The organism is Wocania ichthyoenteri Th78, from assembly GCF_000789235.1.
Classification (GTDB): domain Bacteria; phylum Bacteroidota; class Bacteroidia; order Flavobacteriales; family Flavobacteriaceae; genus Wocania_A; species Wocania_A ichthyoenteri.
Genome location: NZ_KN525716.1, coordinates 2,234,515 through 2,252,362, shown reverse-complemented (window position 1 = coordinate 2,252,362; position 17,848 = coordinate 2,234,515). Strand labels below are relative to the sequence as shown.

The window sequence follows — 17,848 nt, the reverse complement described above, 5'->3', positions numbered from 1 at the left end:
AATTGATTTATAAAGTATTAATTTATAAATTTATAAGCATCTCAAATATAAAAACCATGAAAAAAATACTTGTCCCTACAGATTTTTCTGAACAGGCTGAAAACGCTTTAAAAGTTGCTGCTCAGTTAGCTAAGACTCATAATTGCGAAATTTATTTGCTTCACATAGTAGAAATCCCAATGCATAAAGTTGATGCTTTAAGCTCTTATAACAACTTGCCTGAAGCTGTTTATTTTATGAAATTAGCTCATAAACAGTTTGAAGCATTAAAAACAAAAGACTACTTAAAAGGCTTAGTAATACATGAGCATGTTGATTTGCATGAAATATTTAAAGGTATTTTTCAAACGTGTAAAAAACACAACATAGATTTAGTTGTAATGGGCTCTAACGGCGTAAGTGGCTTAAGAGAAATGCTTGTAGGAAGTAATACCGAAAAAGTTGTTCGCACATCAGAAACCCCAGTGCTTGTTATTAAAAATGAACATAAAAAATTCAAGGTTAAAGATTTTGTTTTTGCATCCGATTTTAAAGATGAAAGCAAAACATCTTATAAAAAAGCTCTAAGTTTTGCTGAAGTTTTAGGTGCTAAAATGCATTTACTTATGGTAAATACACCTAATAAATTTGTGACATCGGCAAAGGCAAATAATAGAATGAAAAAGTTTACCGAAGATTTTGCTTTCTCTAAATACACCATCAATATTTATAACGATTTAAGTATTGAGAAAGGGGTTATGAATTTTTCGCAATCTATAAATGCCGACTTAATTGGCATGAGTACCCATGGCAGACAAGGCATTTCTCATTTTTTCAATGGTAGTATTAGTGAAGATTTAGTTAATCATGCTAAACGGCCTGTAATTACTTTTAAGATTTAGAAATCATTTAAAACTAAAAAAGTCTTCCTTAAAGGAAGACTTTTTTGTTGGCCTACTAGGGCTCGAACCTAGACTCTTTGGTACCAAAAACCAACGTGTTGCCAGTTACACCATAGGCCATTCTGGTATTGAGGATGCAAATTTAATACAATAAATGCTTTGCGCAAGTATTTTTTAAAAAATAATTTTGAATACTTAACGTTTCCCTAAAAAAACAGTTACATTTTATACTTAACAGCAACGGTATTATTGTTTTATGTTAAGACAAACTAAATAGTTATGTCTCGTTTCATATTTATTATTAAATTCGCCCAAGCAAACAAACATAGATTTTATGGCACATTTAAACTTTAAAAAATGGAATACTATCTTAGGATGGTTCTCTTTTTTAATTGCATTTATTACATATAGTTTAACAGTAGAACCTACGGTAAGTTTTTGGGATGCAGGTGAATACATTTTAACCTCGGCAAAATTGCAAGTTGGTCACCCACCAGGGGCCCCTTTATTTCAAATGATGGGAGCGTTCTTTTCTATGTTTGCTTTTGAGCCTTCTCAAGTAGGTTGGATGATGAATATGATGAGTGCTGTGGCTAGTGCTTTCACTATTTTATTTATGTTTTGGACGATTACTTTGCTGTTGAAAAAATTTGTTAACAACGGTAAAGATTTAAACTCACAACAAACTATGGCTATTTTAGGTAGTGGTTTAGTAGGCAGTTTAGCGTTTACATTTACCGATTCGTTTTGGTTTAATGCTGTTGAAACCGAAGTTTACGCCATGGCTACTTTAATTATGTCAGTGTTATTTTGGTTGGGCTTACGTTGGGAGCAAGACATGGACGAACCACGCGGAAACCGTTGGCTTATTTTAATTGCTTTCGTTATTGGCTTATCGTTTGGGGTGCATTTTATGGGCTTACTAACCATTCCTGCTATCGGACTTATTTACTACTTTAAAAATTATAAAACGGTTACGGTTAAAAATTTCATAATTGCTAATGTGGTTTCGGTTGGTATTTTACTATTTGTCTTTAAATTATTAGCGCCAAATATTCTTAAGATTTTTAGTGTTTTTGAAATATTTTTTGTGAATACTATCGGACTTCCTTTTAACTCAGGATCTGTTATTGCAGGTTTATTATTGGTCGCTATTATTTTTTATGCATTAAAGTACACGCGACAAAAACAATACACACATTTAAACACAGGTATACTTTGTTTAACCTTTGTTGTTATTGGATTTTCCACATGGTTAATGTTACCTATTCGCGCCAATGCCAATGTGGTAATTAATGAAAACAACCCATCGAGTGCCAGAGAATTATTAGCCTATTATAACTTAGAACAATACCCAGAAACACACTTGTTTTATGGACCATTATTTACAGATCAATACGCTTATTTGGATGAAAACAACCCGTATACGGACGATAAACCTAAATACGAAAAAGACAAAGAAAAAGGCGAATACGTTATTGTAAACGACTATAAAAACGCCAAGCAAAATTACAATTCTAAACATGCTGCTGTTCTTCCTAGAATGTGGAGTGCAGAACATGCCGAAAATTACATGATGTTTTCTGGGTTTTTAGATTTTAAACTAAAACCAGATTACCAAATGCAAAACGAGCTCCGTAAAGCGGTATCAGATTTTAAAAATGATATTGCTCGAGGCAATGTAGATTACGAAGATTATAACAATTTTTTAAAACGATTTAAAAGTTACATCGATATTGAAAAACCCTCATTGGGATCAAACATTCTTTATATGTTAGAATACCAACTCGGGTATATGTATTGGCGTTATTTTATGTGGAATTTTACAGGACGGCAAGACGATATTCAAGGGCGTTACGACAATCATGGCAATTGGATAAGCGGTATAAAACCTATTGACAAATGGCATTTAGGCTACTCGCAAGATAATTTACCGAGCGATGTAAAAAACAATAAAGCTCGAAACACCTATTACTTTTTACCTTTAATTTTAGGGCTTATCGGTATGTTTTTCCTCTTTAATAAAGACAAAAAAACCTTTTGGATCATGCTCGTATTTTTCCTGTTTACAGGGTTGGCCATTCAGTTTTACACCAATGTACGCCCATTTGAACCTCGCGAACGCGATTACTCAGTAGTAGGTTCATTTTATGTATTTGCCATTTGGATTGGTTTTGGGGTTTATGCTATTTACGATGTGCTTAAAAAATATTTACCTTCAAAACTAGCAGTACCTGTTATAACTATAGCATGTTTAATTTTAGTCCCTGGAATTTTAGCTGCAAACAATTGGGACGACCATGATAGATCTGATAAATACACTGCTCGATCTATGGCTAGAAAATATTTAGATTCTTGTGATGAAAATGCCATACTATTTACTATTGGCGATAACGATACGTTCGCCCTTTGGTACGCCCAAGAAATTGAAGGCTACAGAACCGATGTACGCGTAGTAAACACCAGTTTATTTCAAACCGATTGGTACATCGACCAAATGAAACGTAAAGCTTACGAAAGCGACCCTATTCCTTCACAATTAACACATAATGATTATAAATATGGCACTAACGATTACGTTATAAAAGAAGCTGTTATAAAAGATACTTTAGAAATAAAAGAAGCATTAAACTTTATTGCTAGTGATAATCCTAGATCAAAATACAAGTATATACTTCAACAACAAGAAGTAGATGTTTCGCAAGTAAGAAATCAAGATTTGAATGCTAATTATTTACCAACAGATAATTTAAGAATACCTGTTAACAAAGCAAACGCTTTAAAATACGGTATTGTAAAACCTAAAGATGCCGATAAAATCGTGCCTTATATTGATATTAAAATAAAAGAAAGTGCTATTTACAAAAATCGTCTTTTAATGCTCGATATTGTTGCCAATAATGAATGGAAACGTCCTATATATTTCACCGGAGGTGCTTTTGCTGAAGACGATTATATTTGGATGAAAGATTACCTTCAACTTGATGGCATGTGCTACAAATTAGTACCTATTAAAACGCCTGTTGATAGAGCAAACCCCTTTGATATGGGTAGAGTTGACAGTGATTTTATGTACGAAAAAGTTAAAAAATGGGATTGGGGGAATAGTGGTAGCTCAGACATTTACCATGATGTAGAAACTCGTAAAAACTCCATTACGTATCGAGGGAATTTAGCACGTTTGATGGAGCAACTTATTAATGAAGACAAATTAGATAAAGCTGAAGAAATTGCAGACATAGCCATGACTAATATGCCTGTTGAATACTTTGGTTTTTACACACTTTTAGAACCTTATATTAGCGGATATTATGAAGTAGGAAATAAAGAAAAAGCGCAACAATTATTTAAAGAAGTTGCAAATAAATATCAAGAAAACTTAAACTATTACAGTGGGTTAAAAGTTGAAAATCAAGAACGTTTATTTGAAGACATTTATACAGACATTCAACGCTATAAAGGTCTTGTTGATGTTTTAGTTGAATATGATATAGATTTTGCTGAAACCGAAGGCGATATTTTTAACAATTACTTAAAACTGTTTAAACATTTTTATGGTGACGATGAACTTGAAGAAGAACAGCAACATACTGATTTAGATATTCCTATAGATAGCAATAGTTTACAACTAGATACCGCTAATTAATTCGGATTAAGGCATGAGCATGACCTTAACACCTGTAAAAATGCCAACACTAGTTAAAAGGATGTTTCCGAATTATATTTGGGACATCCCTACAACTAACAAAAGTATCTACCTTACTTTTGATGATGGTCCAACACCAGAAATAACAAATTGGACTTTAAATGTTTTAAAACAATACAATGCCAAAGCCACTTTTTTTTGCATTGGTAATAATATTGAAAAGCATCCTAATATTTTTCAGGATATATTAAATGATGGGCATGCTATTGGTAATCACACACACAATCATATTAAGGGTTGGAAAACCAAAACAAAAGATTATTTAAAGAATATTTTTGAAGCGCAAAATGTTATAAATTCTCAAATTAAAACTTGTCACACTGAGTCTTTCGACTGCGTTCAAGATAAACCATGTCGAAGTGCAGAACTAAAAATTCTGAACCCAAAACTTTTTAGACCACCTTACGGACAAATAAAACCAAAACAAGGCAAACAACTAATCGAATTAGGTTACAAAATAATAATGTGGAATGTGTTGTCTTTTGATTGGGACGCTACTGTTTCTAATGAGAATTGCTTAAATAATGTGATTTCTAAAACTACAAACGGAAGTATTATAGTTTTCCATGATAGTGTTAAAGCTTCAAAAAATATGCAATATGCTTTACCAAAGGTTTTAGAATATTTTAGTGAGAAAGGATATCGTTTTGAATCTATAGATTAAAAATATTCGTCACCTTGAACTTGTTTCAAGGTCTCATGATTTATTCAAATGTGATTCTGAAACAAGTTCAGAATGACGAAAAAATCAATATTAATAAAGAGTTAATTAAACGTATTGCTGAATAATACCAATAAGTGTATTAGCATCTTGCTCACCACTTTGGCGCCATTTCATTTCGCCATCTTTATAAATAATTAGTGTTGGCAAACCTTTCACTCTTAAAGCTTCAGCAAGTTCTTCGTTTTTTTCAACATCAATTTTTATCACTTTTGCTTTATCGCCTAAAGCAGCAGCAACATCTCGAAGCACAGGGTGCATAGCTGTAGATTGCTCATTCCACTCTGTAAAAAAGTCTAACAAAACAGGAATATCTACATCGATAAGTTCCCCAAATTTTGACATATCTTAATGTTTTAAATCAATCTAAAGTATTACAAACCTACAATTTTTTATTTAGTTTGAAAATCAACCATTTAAACCAAGCTGAAATACTTAATTATAAATATAAACAATTTTGTAATAATTACAACATTTGCTAACGTTTATGCGTCTTTTACTCCTTTTCTTAACTCAATAACAGTTATTTCTGGCCAAATCCCTACACGCCCTGGGTACCCCAAATAACCAAACCCTCTATTAACATTTATATATTGTCCCATTTCTTTATAAATACCAGCCCAATATTTATATCGCCATTTTACAGGACTCCATTTTATCCAACCTGGAATTTCTATACCAAACTGCATCCCGTGTGTATGTCCGCTTAATGTTAAATGATAATGATAATCGTCTTTAATAACTTGCTGTTCCCAATGCGAGGGATCATGACTCAATAGAATTTTAAAATCATCTTTATCAACATTTTGAGCTGCTTTTTTTAAATCACCTGCTTTTTTAAATCCGCCTGCACCCCAATTTTCAACACCCACAAGAGCAATGCGTTGCCCATCTTTTTCAATAAATCTACTTTCATTTAAAAGCAAATCATAACCCATTTCTTTTTGCAGTTTAATTAAGTCTTCTAAATTTTGAGTTTTAGCATCTGGTGAAGGCCAATCCACATAATCTCCATAATCGTGATTTCCTAAAACCGAAAACACACCGTCTTTTGCTTTTAATGTACTAAACAAATCTTTCCAGTCTGTCATTTCAGAGGATTTGTTGTTTACCATATCGCCAGTAAATAAAATAATATCCGAGTTTTGCTCTTTTATTAAATTAACACCATATTTTATTTTCTCTTTATCATCAAAACTTCCTGAATGGATATCGCTGATTTGCGTGATTCTATACCCATCAAAAGCCTCTGGTAAATCTTCAAAGTGTAAGGTGTAATTTAAAACTCTAAATCTATATTTTCCACGATACATACCGTACAAAAGTGATGTAAAGGGAATTGCTGCCAAACCTATTGCTACTTGACTAATAAATTTACGTCTAGATGGGAGATAAAAAGACGCTTTAGTAGTTACCAATTTATCGTACAGCCCTAAAACGAATCTGATGATGTCTTCACCTAATAGCACAGGAATAATAACTAATCCAAAAGACATAAACGCTAATAAAAACCCAAAAGCATAACTTTTTGTAGGGCTTAATACACGCCCTTCTGAAGATGATAAAAATTGAAATAAAAAGTTACCTAAAATTATTATGGCTATCCCAAAAAACACATAATAAACCCAAGAACTTTTAGTAACTGTTTTTATAGCTTGAAAGCTATAGAATAATATAAACAAATAGAACAGCACAAAAATAACCCAACGCAACATAGCTTTTTTTTCAAAGATACTTTATTTTAAAATTCTGACTTAGCCAGTAAAACACATTTAACTGTATGTTAAGAACATAATTAATCTTTATCAAAAAAAATGACTAACTAATAGCTTTGACTATATTGGCAATAAGTCTCTCATCTGAAAATGATATAATGCGTTCATCAAATAAAGAAACACTATTCATTGAGATTTTAGGAGTTTCTATAACTTGAATTTTAGTTGAAGCCGAACAATGAATTTCGGCAAAACCTTCATTTTTAAATAATATGGCATTTTGTGAATTAATACCACTTCCTGGTAGAATTATAATTTTATTCTTAGCTGTTTCTTTTAGTTGCTTAAGCAACTCAACACCTTTTTCAGCAGTAGTTTGTTGTCCAGAAGTAAGCACTCTATCAACACCTATATCTGCAAGTTGCTGTATAGCTTCAAATGGGTTTTCAATCCAATCAAATGCGCGATGAAACGTAAATGCCATTGGTTTTGAAAGTTCGACTAAGGCTTTAGTTCTTTCAATATCAATCGTATTATTTTTACTCAAAATTCCAGACACAATACCACTACAACCAAATGCTTTACATTGTATAATATCATTTTTAATAATATCAAATTCATCATCAGAATAGGTGAAATTTCCGCTTCTTGGTCGTATTAAAACAAATACAGGAATTTTAAGTGTTCCAATTACCTTTTTAATTAATCCAAAACTCGGTGTAATGCCACCAACTGATAACTCAGAACATAATTCAATACGGTTAGCTCCAGCGTTTTCAGCATGAATTGCAGAGTGATAAGAATTGGTACAAATTTCTAGCAGCATTTTAGTATATTAGAAGTCTAAATTAAGTATAATTTAGCAGATGTTTTTAAACTAAATAAGATTTCCGCTTTTGCGGAAAAGAAAAAAATTATAAAACTTAGATGAAAAGAAGAAACTTTATAAAAAACACATCTTTAAGCACTGCAGGTCTAATTTCCGCTTCTTTATTAGCCTCGTGCGAAGACAAAAAAACGATTACAAAACAAGAAGACAAAAAAACAATTAAACCTATAGCTGTTTGTACATGGAATTTTGAAAACGCAAATTCAAAAGCATGGGAAGTATTAACAAATGGAGGCAATGCTCTTGATGCCGTTGAGAAAGGTGCTATGGCAGAGGAAGCTGATATAAAAAATACCACCGTTGGCATAGGAGCAACACCAGACCGTGACGGAAACGTTACCCTAGATGCATGTATTATGGATAAAGATGGTAATTGTGGTGCCGTAGTATATTTACAAAATATTGCTCACCCTGTTGCTGTAGCAAGAAAAGTGATGGAAGAAACACCACATATTATTTTAGCAGGAAAAGGCGCAGAACAATTTGCTTACGAACAAGGCTTTAAAAAAACCAACCTACTAACAGAAGAAGCTAAAAGTAGATGGTTGGAATGGAAAAAAACATCTAAATACGAAACTATAATAAACATTGAAAACCATGACACCATTGGTATGCTAACCATGGATAAGAATGGCGATATAGCTGGTGCTTGTACCACAAGCGGCATGGCATATAAAGTTGGTGGACGTGTTGGCGATTCTCCTATAATTGGTGCAGGATTGTATGTTGATAATGAGGTTGGTGGAGCTACAGCTACAGGTGTTGGAGAGGAAGTAATACGTATGGTAGGAAGTTTTTTAATTGTTGAATTAATGCGCCAAGGTAAATCTCCTCAAGAAGCTTGTGAAGAAGGCGTAAAACGTATTATGACTAAAAACAAAGGACGAGAAGATTTTCAAATTGGCTTTTTGGCACTAAATAAAAAAGGAGAAACTGGAGGCTATTGTGTACACCCAGGATTTACTTACCGCAAAGCAACCGAAGCTGGACACACAAATGAGCAAGTAGATTCATTCTATAAAAAGAAAATATAGAACATTCTTACATCTCATAAATAAGCTTTCTTCTTTAAAAGGACTTAAAAACATTAAACTTTATTATTTCAATTAAGTAATAACTTTTTGTAGCTTTGATTTTCTATCAAAATAAACAAAATGTCAGAACAAAAACGCCTTTTTCTTGTCGATGCTTACGCTTTAATATTTCGTGGGTATTATGCCTTTATAAAAAATCCAAGAATTAATTCTAAAGGAGAAGATACTTCGGCTATTATGGGTTTTATGAACTCGTTATTAGATGTTATTAAACGTGAACGACCAGACCATTTAGCGGTTTGTTTTGATAAAGGTGGAAGTGCTGACCGAGTAGAAATGTTTGAAGCCTACAAAGCCAATCGTGATGAAACCCCAGAAGGTATTAAAACTGCCATACCATATATTATGGAAATCCTTAAAGCCATGCACATTCCAATAATGGTTAAAGAAGGTTATGAGGCTGATGATGTTATTGGCACGCTTTCCCGTCAAGCGGAAAAAGAAGGTTACAAAACCTACATGGTTACTCCAGATAAAGATTTTGCACAACTGGTTACCGAAAACATTTTTATGTACAGACCTGTTTTTGGTGGTGGTTACGAAACTTGGGGAATACCAGAAGTACAGAAAAAGTTTGAAGTGACTGACCCCATGCAGGTGATTGATTTTTTAGGCATGATGGGCGATTCTAGCGATAATATTCCAGGACTACCTGGTGTTGGTGAAAAAACAGCTAAAAAATTCATTGCCCAATTTGGAAGTATGGAAGGTTTGTTGGCTAATACAGACCAGCTTAAAGGTAAAATGAAGGAGAAAGTTGAAGGTGCAAAAGAACTTGGGCTGCTTTCTAAAAAGTTAGCAACTATTATGTTGGATGTTCCGGTGACTTTTAATGCGAAAGATTTTGAACTCGATCATCCAGATGTTGAAAAGGTTAAAGAAATTTTTCAGGAATTAGAATTTAGACGATTAACCGATAATTTCTTAAAAACGTTTTCGTCTGAAACGGAAACAGCTCAAACTTCAACCGAAAAAACTTCAGAAAAAACAGAAATAAAAACAACACCAAAGGAAGTTAAATCTGCTGGAGCTGGACAATTTTCTCTATTTGGAGCAGAAGACAATTCCGCGGAAGCGATAACAAGTAATTCAAGAAAAACCTTGGGAACATCGTCGCATTTTTACCAAAGTGTCGCCTCGGGAATAGCAACCAAACTCTTTATTAAAAATTTAATGAACCAAACTTCGGTGTGTTTTGATACCGAAACGACAGGATTAAACCCGATAACTGCTGAATTGGTTGGCATAGCATTTTCTTGGGAAGTTGGAAAGGGGTTCTATTTGCCTTTTCCAGAAAACAAAGGTGAAGCTCAAGGAATCATTGAGCAATTACGTCCGTTTTTTGAAAGCGAAACCATTGAAAAAATTGGTCAGAATTTAAAATATGATATTAAGGTACTTGCAAAATACAATGTTACCGTAAAAGGCAAATTATTTGACACGATGTTGGCACATTACCTTATCAACCCTGATATGCGTCATAATATGGATGTGCTTGCTGAAACGTATTTAAATTATACACCCATTTCCATAACCGAATTGATTGGTAAAAAAGGAAAAAATCAACTTTCGATGCGAGAAGTTCCGTTAGAAAAGCAAACCGAATATGCGGTAGAAGATGCCGATATTACGTTGCAGTTAAAAGAACATTTTCAGAATGAATTAGGCGAAGCCAATACCCAGAAATTATTTGACGATATTGAAATTCCACTATTACGTGTATTAGCTGCAATGGAATTGGAAGGTATTAATTTAGATAAAGGTTTTTTGAATTCACTTTCTGAACAATTAAACAAAGATATTACACATTTAGAAGCTAAAATTTATGAAGCTGCCGGAGAAGAATTTAATATTGCTTCGCCAAAACAGTTAGGTGAAATTCTATTTGACAAAATGAAACTAGTTGATAAGCCTAAAAAAACAAAAACCGGACAATATGCCACAGGAGAAGATATTTTAAGTTACTTAGCAAAAGACCACGAGATTATTCAAAATATATTAGATTTTAGAGGGCTTTCAAAACTTAAAAGTACTTATGTTGATGCGTTACCATTGCAAGTTGAAGAAACAACAGGACGTGTACATACCGATTATATGCAAACCGTTGCAGCGACAGGTCGTTTGAGCAGTAATAATCCAAATCTTCAAAATATTCCAATTAGAACAGAACGTGGACGGCAAGTACGAAAAGCGTTTATACCAAGAAATAAAGATTATACGTTGTTAGCTGCCGATTATTCGCAAATAGAACTCCGTATTATTGCGGCTTTAAGTAAAGAAGAAACCATGATTGAAGCCTTTAAAAAAGGTGAAGACATTCATGCATCTACAGCTTCAAAAGTATTTAATGTAGCTTTAAGCGAAGTCACTCGTGAGCAGCGAAGCAATGCTAAAACGGTCAACTTCGGAATCATTTATGGCGTTTCAGCTTTTGGCTTAAGTAATCAAACCGATTTATCGAGAAGTGAATCTAAAGAACTTATTGACACTTATTATGCAACCTATCCGAAACTACGAAACTTTATACATGATCAAGTTGATTTTGCTCGCGATAATGGTTATGTTCAAACAGTTTTAGGTCGTCGCCGTTATTTAAAAGACATTAATTCTCGTAATGCTATAGTTCGTGGTGCTGCAGAACGTAATGCTGTAAATGCACCCATACAAGGAAGTGCCGCAGATATTATTAAAATTGCCATGATTAAAATTTACGAGAAATTACAAGCTGGTAATTATAAAACAAAAATGCTGCTGCAAGTACACGATGAATTGGTTTTTGATGTTTATAAACCCGAATTGGAAACCATTAAAACATTGGTAAAAACCGAAATGGAAAATGCCTATAAATTAGAAGTTCCTTTAGATGTCGATTTAGATATTGGCGACAATTGGTTGGAGGCGCATTAAATATTGAAAACTTCTGGTTTTTATTTTTATTTTTTGGATAAAAAAAACACATAAAATAATCTCCCTTCACTATTTGGTAATCAAATATATAATCGTAAATTTGCAAACTCTTTTTGAGAGAGGAATGTTTAATTAGAAAAAATTTAAAGTGTGGACACATTAAGCTACAAAACGATTTCAGCAAACAAAGCTACTGTAAATAAGCAGTGGGTTTTAGTTGATGCTGAAGGTCAGGCGCTTGGTCGTTTATGTTCTAAAGTTGCAAAACTTTTAAGAGGTAAACACAAGCCAAACTTCACACCTCATGTTGATTGCGGAGATAATGTAATTATTATCAATGCAGAAAAAATCACATTATCTGGTAACAAATGGAACGACAAAACGTACATTCGTCACACTGGATATCCTGGAGGTCAAAAAAGTTTAACTGCTACAGAATTGTATGGTAAAGACCCTGCAAGAGTAGTAGAAAAATCAGTAAAAGGAATGTTACCTAAAAACAAATTAGGTGCAGATTTATTCCGTAACCTAACAGTTGTTGTTGGTTCAGAGCATGCTCATGCAGCGCAAAAACCAAAAGCAATTAACTTAAACGAATTCAAATAATGGATGTAATTCACAAAATTGGCCGTAGAAAGACGGCTGTTGCTCGTGTGTATGTAGCCCCAGGAAAAGGGAACATCACGATTAATAAAAAAGACGTAACTGCTTACTTTACAACTGCAACATTACAGTACAAAGTAAAGCAACCTTTAGTTATGACTAACAATGATAGCAACTTTGATATTACAGTAAATGTATTTGGAGGAGGTATTACAGGTCAAGCAGAAGCTGTTCGTTTAGCAATCTCTCGCGCAATGTGCGAATTAGATGCAGAGAACAGGCTAACATTAAAACCAGAAGGTTTATTAACAAGAGATCCAAGAATGGTTGAGCGTAAAAAATTCGGACAGAAAAAAGCGCGTAAAAAATTCCAATTCTCGAAACGTTAATATTATCTTCAACACAATTGAGCGTCTGTTTTCAGTATTCTCAATCGTGTTGAAATTGAATAAAAAAATTAAAACAGTTATTGTTGTCCTAGTGTAAAAACAGGATTTAGTTTAGCATCTAAATGAAGCCAAAAGCCAAAAGCTAAAAAGCTAAAAGCCAAATGGAACATTGCTAATTCAACAGAACGTAAACTATTACAAAATGGCAGTAGAAGTAAAAGAATTACTTGAAGCAGGTGTACACTTCGGACACCTTACACGTAAGTGGGATCCAAACATGGCACCTTACGTATATATGGAGCGTAACGGCATCCATATTATAAACCTATACAAAACAGCGGCTAAAATTGACGAAGCTGGAGCAGCACTTGCAAAAATTGCAGCTTCTGGACGTAAAATTTTATTCGTTGCAACAAAAAAACAAGCAAAAGATATTGTTGCTGAAAAAGCTGGAGACATTAATATGCCTTACATCACTGAAAGATGGCCAGGAGGCATGTTAACTAACTTTGTTACTATTAGAAAAGCGGTTAAAAAAATGGCCTCTATTGATAGAATGAAGAAAGACGGTACATTCATGACCTTATCTAAAAAAGAACGTTTACAAGTAGATCGTTTAAGAGCCAAGTTAGAAAAAAACTTAGGTTCAATAAGTGACATGACTCGTTTACCAGGTGCTTTATTTGTTGTAGATATTAAGCGTGAGCATATCGCGATTAAAGAAGCTCAAAAATTAAACATTCCTATTTTTGCAATGGTTGATACCAACTCTGACCCACGTCAAGTTGATTATGTAATACCTGCAAATGATGACGCTTCTAAATCGATAGATAAAATCTTAACACATGTAGCATCTGCAATATCTGGAGGATTAGCAGAACGTAAAGCTGAAAAAGATGCAACTGCAGCTCCTAAAGAAGAATCTTCTAAAGCTAAAGCGAAAACTGAAGCAGTAGTTGAGAAAGATGCTCCTAAAGCTAAAGCTGCACCAGCTAAAAAAGCTGTTGCTGAAGAAGAAGAATAAAACATTAATACAACACAAATAAGTCGTTTAGTTTTTTTCTTCGTTGAAAATATATTGAACGACTTTTTTAAATTATAATAACTATGAGTACTACAGTAAAAATAACAGCCGCTGAAGTAAATAAATTAAGACAAGCTACAGGTGCAGGTATGATGGACTGCAAAAAAGCCTTAGTTGAAGCCGAAGGCGATTTTGATAAAGCTATCGCAGTTCTTCGTAAAAAAGGGCAAAAAGTAGCTGAAAAGAGAGCAGATAGAGACTCATCTGAAGGAGCTGCTGTCGCTAAAATTAACGCAAGCCAAACTGAAGGTGTTGCCATTGTTTTAGGATGTGAAACAGATTTTGTTGGTAAAAACGAAAACTTTTTAGCTCTAGCTAATGATTTAGCTGATATTGCTTTAAAATCTGATACTAAAGAAGATTTTTTAGCTGCTGATTTTGGAGGCATGACAGTTGCTGAAAAATTAGTTGAGCAAACAGGTGTTATTGGTGAAAAATTAGACATTACAGCTTTTGAAAAATTAGAAGCAGCTTATGTTGGTTCTTATGTACACATTAACAAAATTGCTGCTTTAGTTGGACTAACTGCTAAAGTTGACAATGCTGATGTTTTAGTTAAAGACGTAGCAATGCAAGTAGCTTCAATGGGAGCAACTTCATTATCTTACAAAGATTTTGACCCTGCTTTTGTAGCATCAGAAACTGAAGCTAGAATTGCTGTTATTGAAAAAGACAATATTGAATTAGGTCGCTTAGGTAAAACGCTTAAAAACGTACCTAGCTATATTTCTATGGCGCAATTAACTCCAGAAGTTATCGCTGAAGCTGAAGAAGCTGCTAAAGCTGAATTAAAAGCTGAAGGGAAACCTGAACAAATCTGGGACAGAATTTTACCTGGTAAAATGGAACGTTTCATTTCTGATAACACAACATTAGATCAAGAACAATGTTTGTTAGATCAAAAATTTATCAAAGATGAAAAGAAAACTGTTGCAGATTATGTTTCTACATACGGTGAAGTTGAAATCTCAGGTTTCAAACGTGCTACAGTAGGATAACAAACTCTTGCGAAAGCAAAAATAAATACAATTCAAACCACTACTCTTTAAAAGAATAGTGGTTTTTTTTATTCAAAAATTCAAGTTTTATATAAATTCAAAAAATAAAAAATTTATGTAGCTTTGCTAAACTCTAGTTTCCGCGTAGGCGGAAATCTCACAAATCAATATAAAAACGTGAAATACAAAAGAATACTCCTCAAACTATCAGGTGAAGCCTTAATGGGTGATCGCCAATATGGTATAGACCCAGAACGTTTAGCAGAATATGCTCAAGATATTAAAGCCGTTACAGAAAAAGGTATTGAAGTTGCCATTGTAATTGGTGGCGGCAATATTTTCAGAGGCGTAGCTGGAGCTATGAATGGTATGGACAGAGTTCAAGGTGATCACATGGGCATGCTAGCAACCGTAATAAATGGTTTAGCACTGCAAAATGCTTTAGAAGATGCTGGTGTAAAAACGCGTTTGCAAACCGCTATAAAAATAAACGAAGTTGCAGAACCTTTTATAAGACGTAAAGCTATGAGTCACCTCAACAAAGGACGCGTTGTTATTTTTGGTGGTGGTACAGGAAATCCTTATTTCACAACAGATTCGGCTGCTGTTTTAAGAGCTATTGAAGTTGAAGCTGATGTTATTTTAAAAGGTACGCGTGTTGACGGTATTTACAATACCGACCCAGAAAAAGATACCTCGGCAATAAAATTTGACCACATTACTTTTGAGGATGTTTTAAGAAAAGGATTGAAAGTTATGGACACCACAGCGTTTACACTAAGTCAGGAAAACAAACTCCCAATAATTGTTTTCGATATGAATACAAGAGGTAATTTAATGAAAGTTGTTTCTGGCGAAAAGATTGGTACAGAAGTCAATATTTAATTTTGGCGCAATTTTTGAAATTATTGATATAAAATTAAAAAATATGAATGAAGACGTACAATTTATATTAGACACAGCTAAAGAATCCATGGATAATGCCATGAAACATTTAGAAAAACAATTGATAAACATTAGAGCTGGCAAAGCCAGTCCTGCAATGCTTGGTAGCGTTATGGTAGATTATTACGGCTCACAAACGCCATTAAGTCAAGTAGCAAACGTGAATACACCAGACGGAAGAACCATAACGGTTCAACCATGGGAAAAGAGCATGTTACAAGAGATTGAGCGTGGTATTGCTTATGCTAATCTTGGTTTTAACCCAATGAATAACGGAGAAACTATTATTATTAATGTGCCGCCATTAACTGAAGAACGTCGACGTGATTTAGCAAAACAAGCAAAATCTGAAGCTGAAGACGCAAAAATCAGTGTTAGAACTGCTCGTAAAGACGCTATGAATGACGTTAAAAAGCATGATGATATATCAGAAGATCTAAAAAAGAACGCAGAAATTGACATACAACAAATGACTGATAGTTACGTTAAAAGAATTGATGACGTCTTTGATAATAAAGAAAAAGAAATCATGACCGTATAATTTAAGAAGCGACAAAAACGTCGCTTTTTTTTATAACTATAAGCTTTTATCGCGCACATGTTAAAACATTGTACAACCTTCCTGTTTTTTATTTTTACAATGTTCGCGTATTCGCAATCCTTTTCTAATAATGATATTGAGCCTAAGCAAGATTCAATAAAAAAAAGTGCTTTTGTTAAGCAACTTGGAAATGGTTTTTTACCAACCAAATATTTTAATTTCGATTTACGTTATTTAATAAAATATAATCAATACGAAGCTATTAGAACTGGTGTTGGTGGCATAACTAATGATGCCTTTTCAGAGAAATTTCGAATTAATGGTTATACCGTTTACGGCTTTAAAGACCACCGTTTTAAATATAGTATTGGTGCTGGTTTTAGGTTAGCCGAAAAAACTAACACTTGGATAAACGCTTCATATACCAACGATTTACAGGAAACCGGAAGCACAAAATTTTTAACTGACAAACGTTTTTTTCAGTTTTTCGAACCCCGCTTACTAAATATCGATTTGTTTCATAAACACGTTACAAAATCTATTTCTTTGCAACATCAATTAGCACCAAAACTATTAACCGAAACACAATTTGCAGTAAGTAATATAAACCCAACTTACAACTATCAATACGTATTTAATACCAATACACTTAGCGAATTTCATTTAAGCACCATAACTTTAGCATTACAATGGAGTCCTTTTAGCCATTTTGAATATGTCGAAAATAAATTAGTTGAAACTAAAGAAAGCTATCCAAAATTCACACTTCAGTTTACAAATAGTTTTAAAAATTTATTTAATAGCAATATCAATTTTTCAAAACTAGACTTTAGAACCATTCATAAAATACAGCATAAAAACGAAGCACTTTCAGAAATTACCTTAGTTTCTGGAATTACTTCAGAAAATGCCCCCTTAACGCATTTATATCATGCATACCCAAATAATATTAGCAAAGAAACCATTATGCAACGTTTTTCGGTTGCAGGTTTAAATAGTTTTGAAACCATGTTTTTTAACGAATTTTTTTCAGATAAATTCACCACGTTTCAACTCAAACATTATATAGCTCCATTTAAAATTTCTAAACGTTATCAACCTCAATTGGTGTTAATAACACGCTATGCTATTGGGAATATAAAAAACCCAGAAAGGCATCAAAATGTAAGTTTTAATTCGTTAAAAGAAGGCTATACAGAATCTGGTTTCGAGCTTAACAAATTACTCTTTGGCTTTGGCTTAAGCTTTACTTATAGATATGGCGCGTATCATTTACCAGAAATCGCCGATAATGTTGCTCTTAAATTTACCTTTAATGTAACATTGTAAAAAAACCTTGCTAGCACTCGCTTATTAGGGCTGTACAAAAATTACT

15 protein-coding genes and 1 tRNA gene are annotated in these 17,848 nt (G+C 33.4%); 12 read left to right on the top strand and 4 right to left on the bottom strand.

Annotated features, from left to right (window positions below; translation table 11 throughout):
* The first annotated feature begins 56 nt into the window (after positions 1-56).
* Positions 57-881 carry a universal stress protein gene (locus tag RG22_RS09850; protein ID WP_034042856.1) on the top strand — a complete coding sequence of 275 codons (825 nt, stop codon included), beginning with the start codon at positions 57-59 and terminating at the stop codon, positions 879-881.
* 47 nt (positions 882-928) lie between these two features.
* Here the strand turns inward: RG22_RS09850 and RG22_RS09845 are convergent.
* Positions 929-1,001: transfer RNA gene (locus tag RG22_RS09845), tRNA-Gln, on the bottom strand.
* Positions 1,002-1,215: 214 nt separating this feature from the next.
* Here RG22_RS09845 and RG22_RS09840 point away from each other — a divergent pair.
* Both RG22_RS09840 and RG22_RS09835 read left to right on the top strand, forming a co-directional pair.
* Entirely contained in the window at positions 1,216-4,527 is a 3,312-nt protein-coding gene (locus tag RG22_RS09840) for a protein O-mannosyl-transferase family (protein ID WP_034042855.1), read from the top strand.
* Positions 4,528-4,546: 19 nt separating this feature from the next.
* The gene (locus tag RG22_RS09835; protein ID WP_034045948.1) at positions 4,547-5,251 is read left to right on the top strand and encodes a polysaccharide deacetylase family protein; all 705 of its coding nucleotides are present in this window, start codon (positions 4,547-4,549) and stop codon (positions 5,249-5,251) included.
* 105 nt (positions 5,252-5,356) lie between these two features.
* On the opposite strand, the gene RG22_RS09830 is transcribed toward RG22_RS09835, so the two are convergent.
* The 3 genes from RG22_RS09830 to RG22_RS09820 all read right to left on the bottom strand — a co-directional run bounded on the left by RG22_RS09830 (position 5,357) and on the right by RG22_RS09820 (position 7,849).
* Positions 5,357-5,653, bottom strand: a complete 297-nt coding sequence (locus RG22_RS09830) for a thioredoxin family protein (protein ID WP_034042853.1) — start codon at positions 5,651-5,653, stop codon at positions 5,357-5,359.
* A gap of 140 nt (positions 5,654-5,793) precedes the next feature.
* Complete coding sequence (locus RG22_RS09825; RefSeq protein ID WP_034042851.1) at positions 5,794-7,023, bottom strand: metallophosphoesterase; 1,230 nt, start codon at positions 7,021-7,023, stop codon at positions 5,794-5,796.
* Positions 7,024-7,126: 103 nt separating this feature from the next.
* On the bottom strand, positions 7,127-7,849 hold the full coding sequence (locus RG22_RS09820) for a copper homeostasis protein CutC (protein WP_034042849.1): 723 nt from the start codon (positions 7,847-7,849) through the stop codon (positions 7,127-7,129).
* 101 nt (positions 7,850-7,950) lie between these two features.
* On the opposite strand from RG22_RS09820, the gene RG22_RS09815 reads away from it, so the two are divergent.
* From RG22_RS09815 to RG22_RS09775, 9 genes are all read left to right on the top strand, one after another.
* On the top strand, positions 7,951-8,946 hold the full coding sequence (locus RG22_RS09815) for an isoaspartyl peptidase/L-asparaginase family protein (protein ID WP_034042848.1): 996 nt from the start codon (positions 7,951-7,953) through the stop codon (positions 8,944-8,946).
* 120 nt (positions 8,947-9,066) lie between these two features.
* The gene (gene polA, locus RG22_RS09810; RefSeq protein ID WP_034042847.1) at positions 9,067-11,913 is read left to right on the top strand and encodes a DNA polymerase I; all 2,847 of its coding nucleotides are present in this window, start codon (positions 9,067-9,069) and stop codon (positions 11,911-11,913) included.
* Positions 11,914-12,063: 150 nt separating this feature from the next.
* Complete coding sequence (gene rplM / locus RG22_RS09805) at positions 12,064-12,519, top strand: 50S ribosomal protein L13 (protein ID WP_034042845.1); 456 nt, start codon at positions 12,064-12,066, stop codon at positions 12,517-12,519.
* Positions 12,519-12,905 (top strand): 30S ribosomal protein S9, encoded by a 387-nt coding sequence (rpsI, locus tag RG22_RS09800; protein ID WP_034042843.1) that lies wholly within the window; start codon positions 12,519-12,521, stop codon positions 12,903-12,905. The genes rplM and rpsI overlap by 1 nt, the downstream gene beginning before the upstream one ends.
* Before the next feature lie 202 nt (positions 12,906-13,107).
* Positions 13,108-13,929, top strand: a complete 822-nt coding sequence (gene rpsB / locus RG22_RS09795; protein WP_034042842.1) for a 30S ribosomal protein S2 — start codon at positions 13,108-13,110, stop codon at positions 13,927-13,929.
* An 83-nt stretch (positions 13,930-14,012) separates the two neighbouring features.
* A complete protein-coding gene (gene tsf, locus RG22_RS09790; protein ID WP_034042841.1) occupies positions 14,013-14,987 on the top strand; it encodes a translation elongation factor Ts in 975 nt (324 codons plus the stop codon).
* A gap of 177 nt (positions 14,988-15,164) precedes the next feature.
* The gene (gene pyrH / locus RG22_RS09785) at positions 15,165-15,872 is read left to right on the top strand and encodes a UMP kinase (RefSeq protein ID WP_034045946.1); all 708 of its coding nucleotides are present in this window, start codon (positions 15,165-15,167) and stop codon (positions 15,870-15,872) included.
* Between the two features lie 43 nt (positions 15,873-15,915).
* Positions 15,916-16,473, top strand: a complete 558-nt coding sequence (gene frr / locus RG22_RS09780) for a ribosome recycling factor (protein WP_034045944.1) — start codon at positions 15,916-15,918, stop codon at positions 16,471-16,473.
* Between the two features lie 99 nt (positions 16,474-16,572).
* Positions 16,573-17,802, top strand: coding sequence for a hypothetical protein (locus RG22_RS09775; protein ID WP_156113373.1), 1,230 nt, complete (start codon positions 16,573-16,575; stop codon positions 17,800-17,802).
* Positions 17,803-17,848 lie beyond the last annotated feature (46 nt).

Coding starts and splice junctions, on each gene's coding strand:
- RG22_RS09775 (WP_156113373.1), top strand. CDS start 16,573: ATGTTCGCGTATTCGCAATCCTTTTCTAATAATGATATTGAGCCTAAG.
- RG22_RS09815 (WP_034042848.1), top strand. CDS start 7,951: ATGAAAAGAAGAAACTTTATAAAAAACACATCTTTAAGCACTGCAGGT.
- RG22_RS09830 (WP_034042853.1), bottom strand. CDS start 5,653: ATGTCAAAATTTGGGGAACTTATCGATGTAGATATTCCTGTTTTGTTA.
- rpsI (WP_034042843.1), top strand. CDS start 12,519: ATGGATGTAATTCACAAAATTGGCCGTAGAAAGACGGCTGTTGCTCGT.
- polA (WP_034042847.1), top strand. CDS start 9,067: ATGTCAGAACAAAAACGCCTTTTTCTTGTCGATGCTTACGCTTTAATA.
- RG22_RS09820 (WP_034042849.1), bottom strand. CDS start 7,849: ATGCTGCTAGAAATTTGTACCAATTCTTATCACTCTGCAATTCATGCT.
- RG22_RS09840 (WP_034042855.1), top strand. CDS start 1,216: ATGGCACATTTAAACTTTAAAAAATGGAATACTATCTTAGGATGGTTC.
- RG22_RS09835 (WP_034045948.1), top strand. CDS start 4,547: ATGACCTTAACACCTGTAAAAATGCCAACACTAGTTAAAAGGATGTTT.
- RG22_RS09850 (WP_034042856.1), top strand. CDS start 57: ATGAAAAAAATACTTGTCCCTACAGATTTTTCTGAACAGGCTGAAAAC.
- rpsB (WP_034042842.1), top strand. CDS start 13,108: ATGGCAGTAGAAGTAAAAGAATTACTTGAAGCAGGTGTACACTTCGGA.
- frr (WP_034045944.1), top strand. CDS start 15,916: ATGAATGAAGACGTACAATTTATATTAGACACAGCTAAAGAATCCATG.
- tsf (WP_034042841.1), top strand. CDS start 14,013: ATGAGTACTACAGTAAAAATAACAGCCGCTGAAGTAAATAAATTAAGA.
- RG22_RS09825 (WP_034042851.1), bottom strand. CDS start 7,023: ATGTTGCGTTGGGTTATTTTTGTGCTGTTCTATTTGTTTATATTATTC.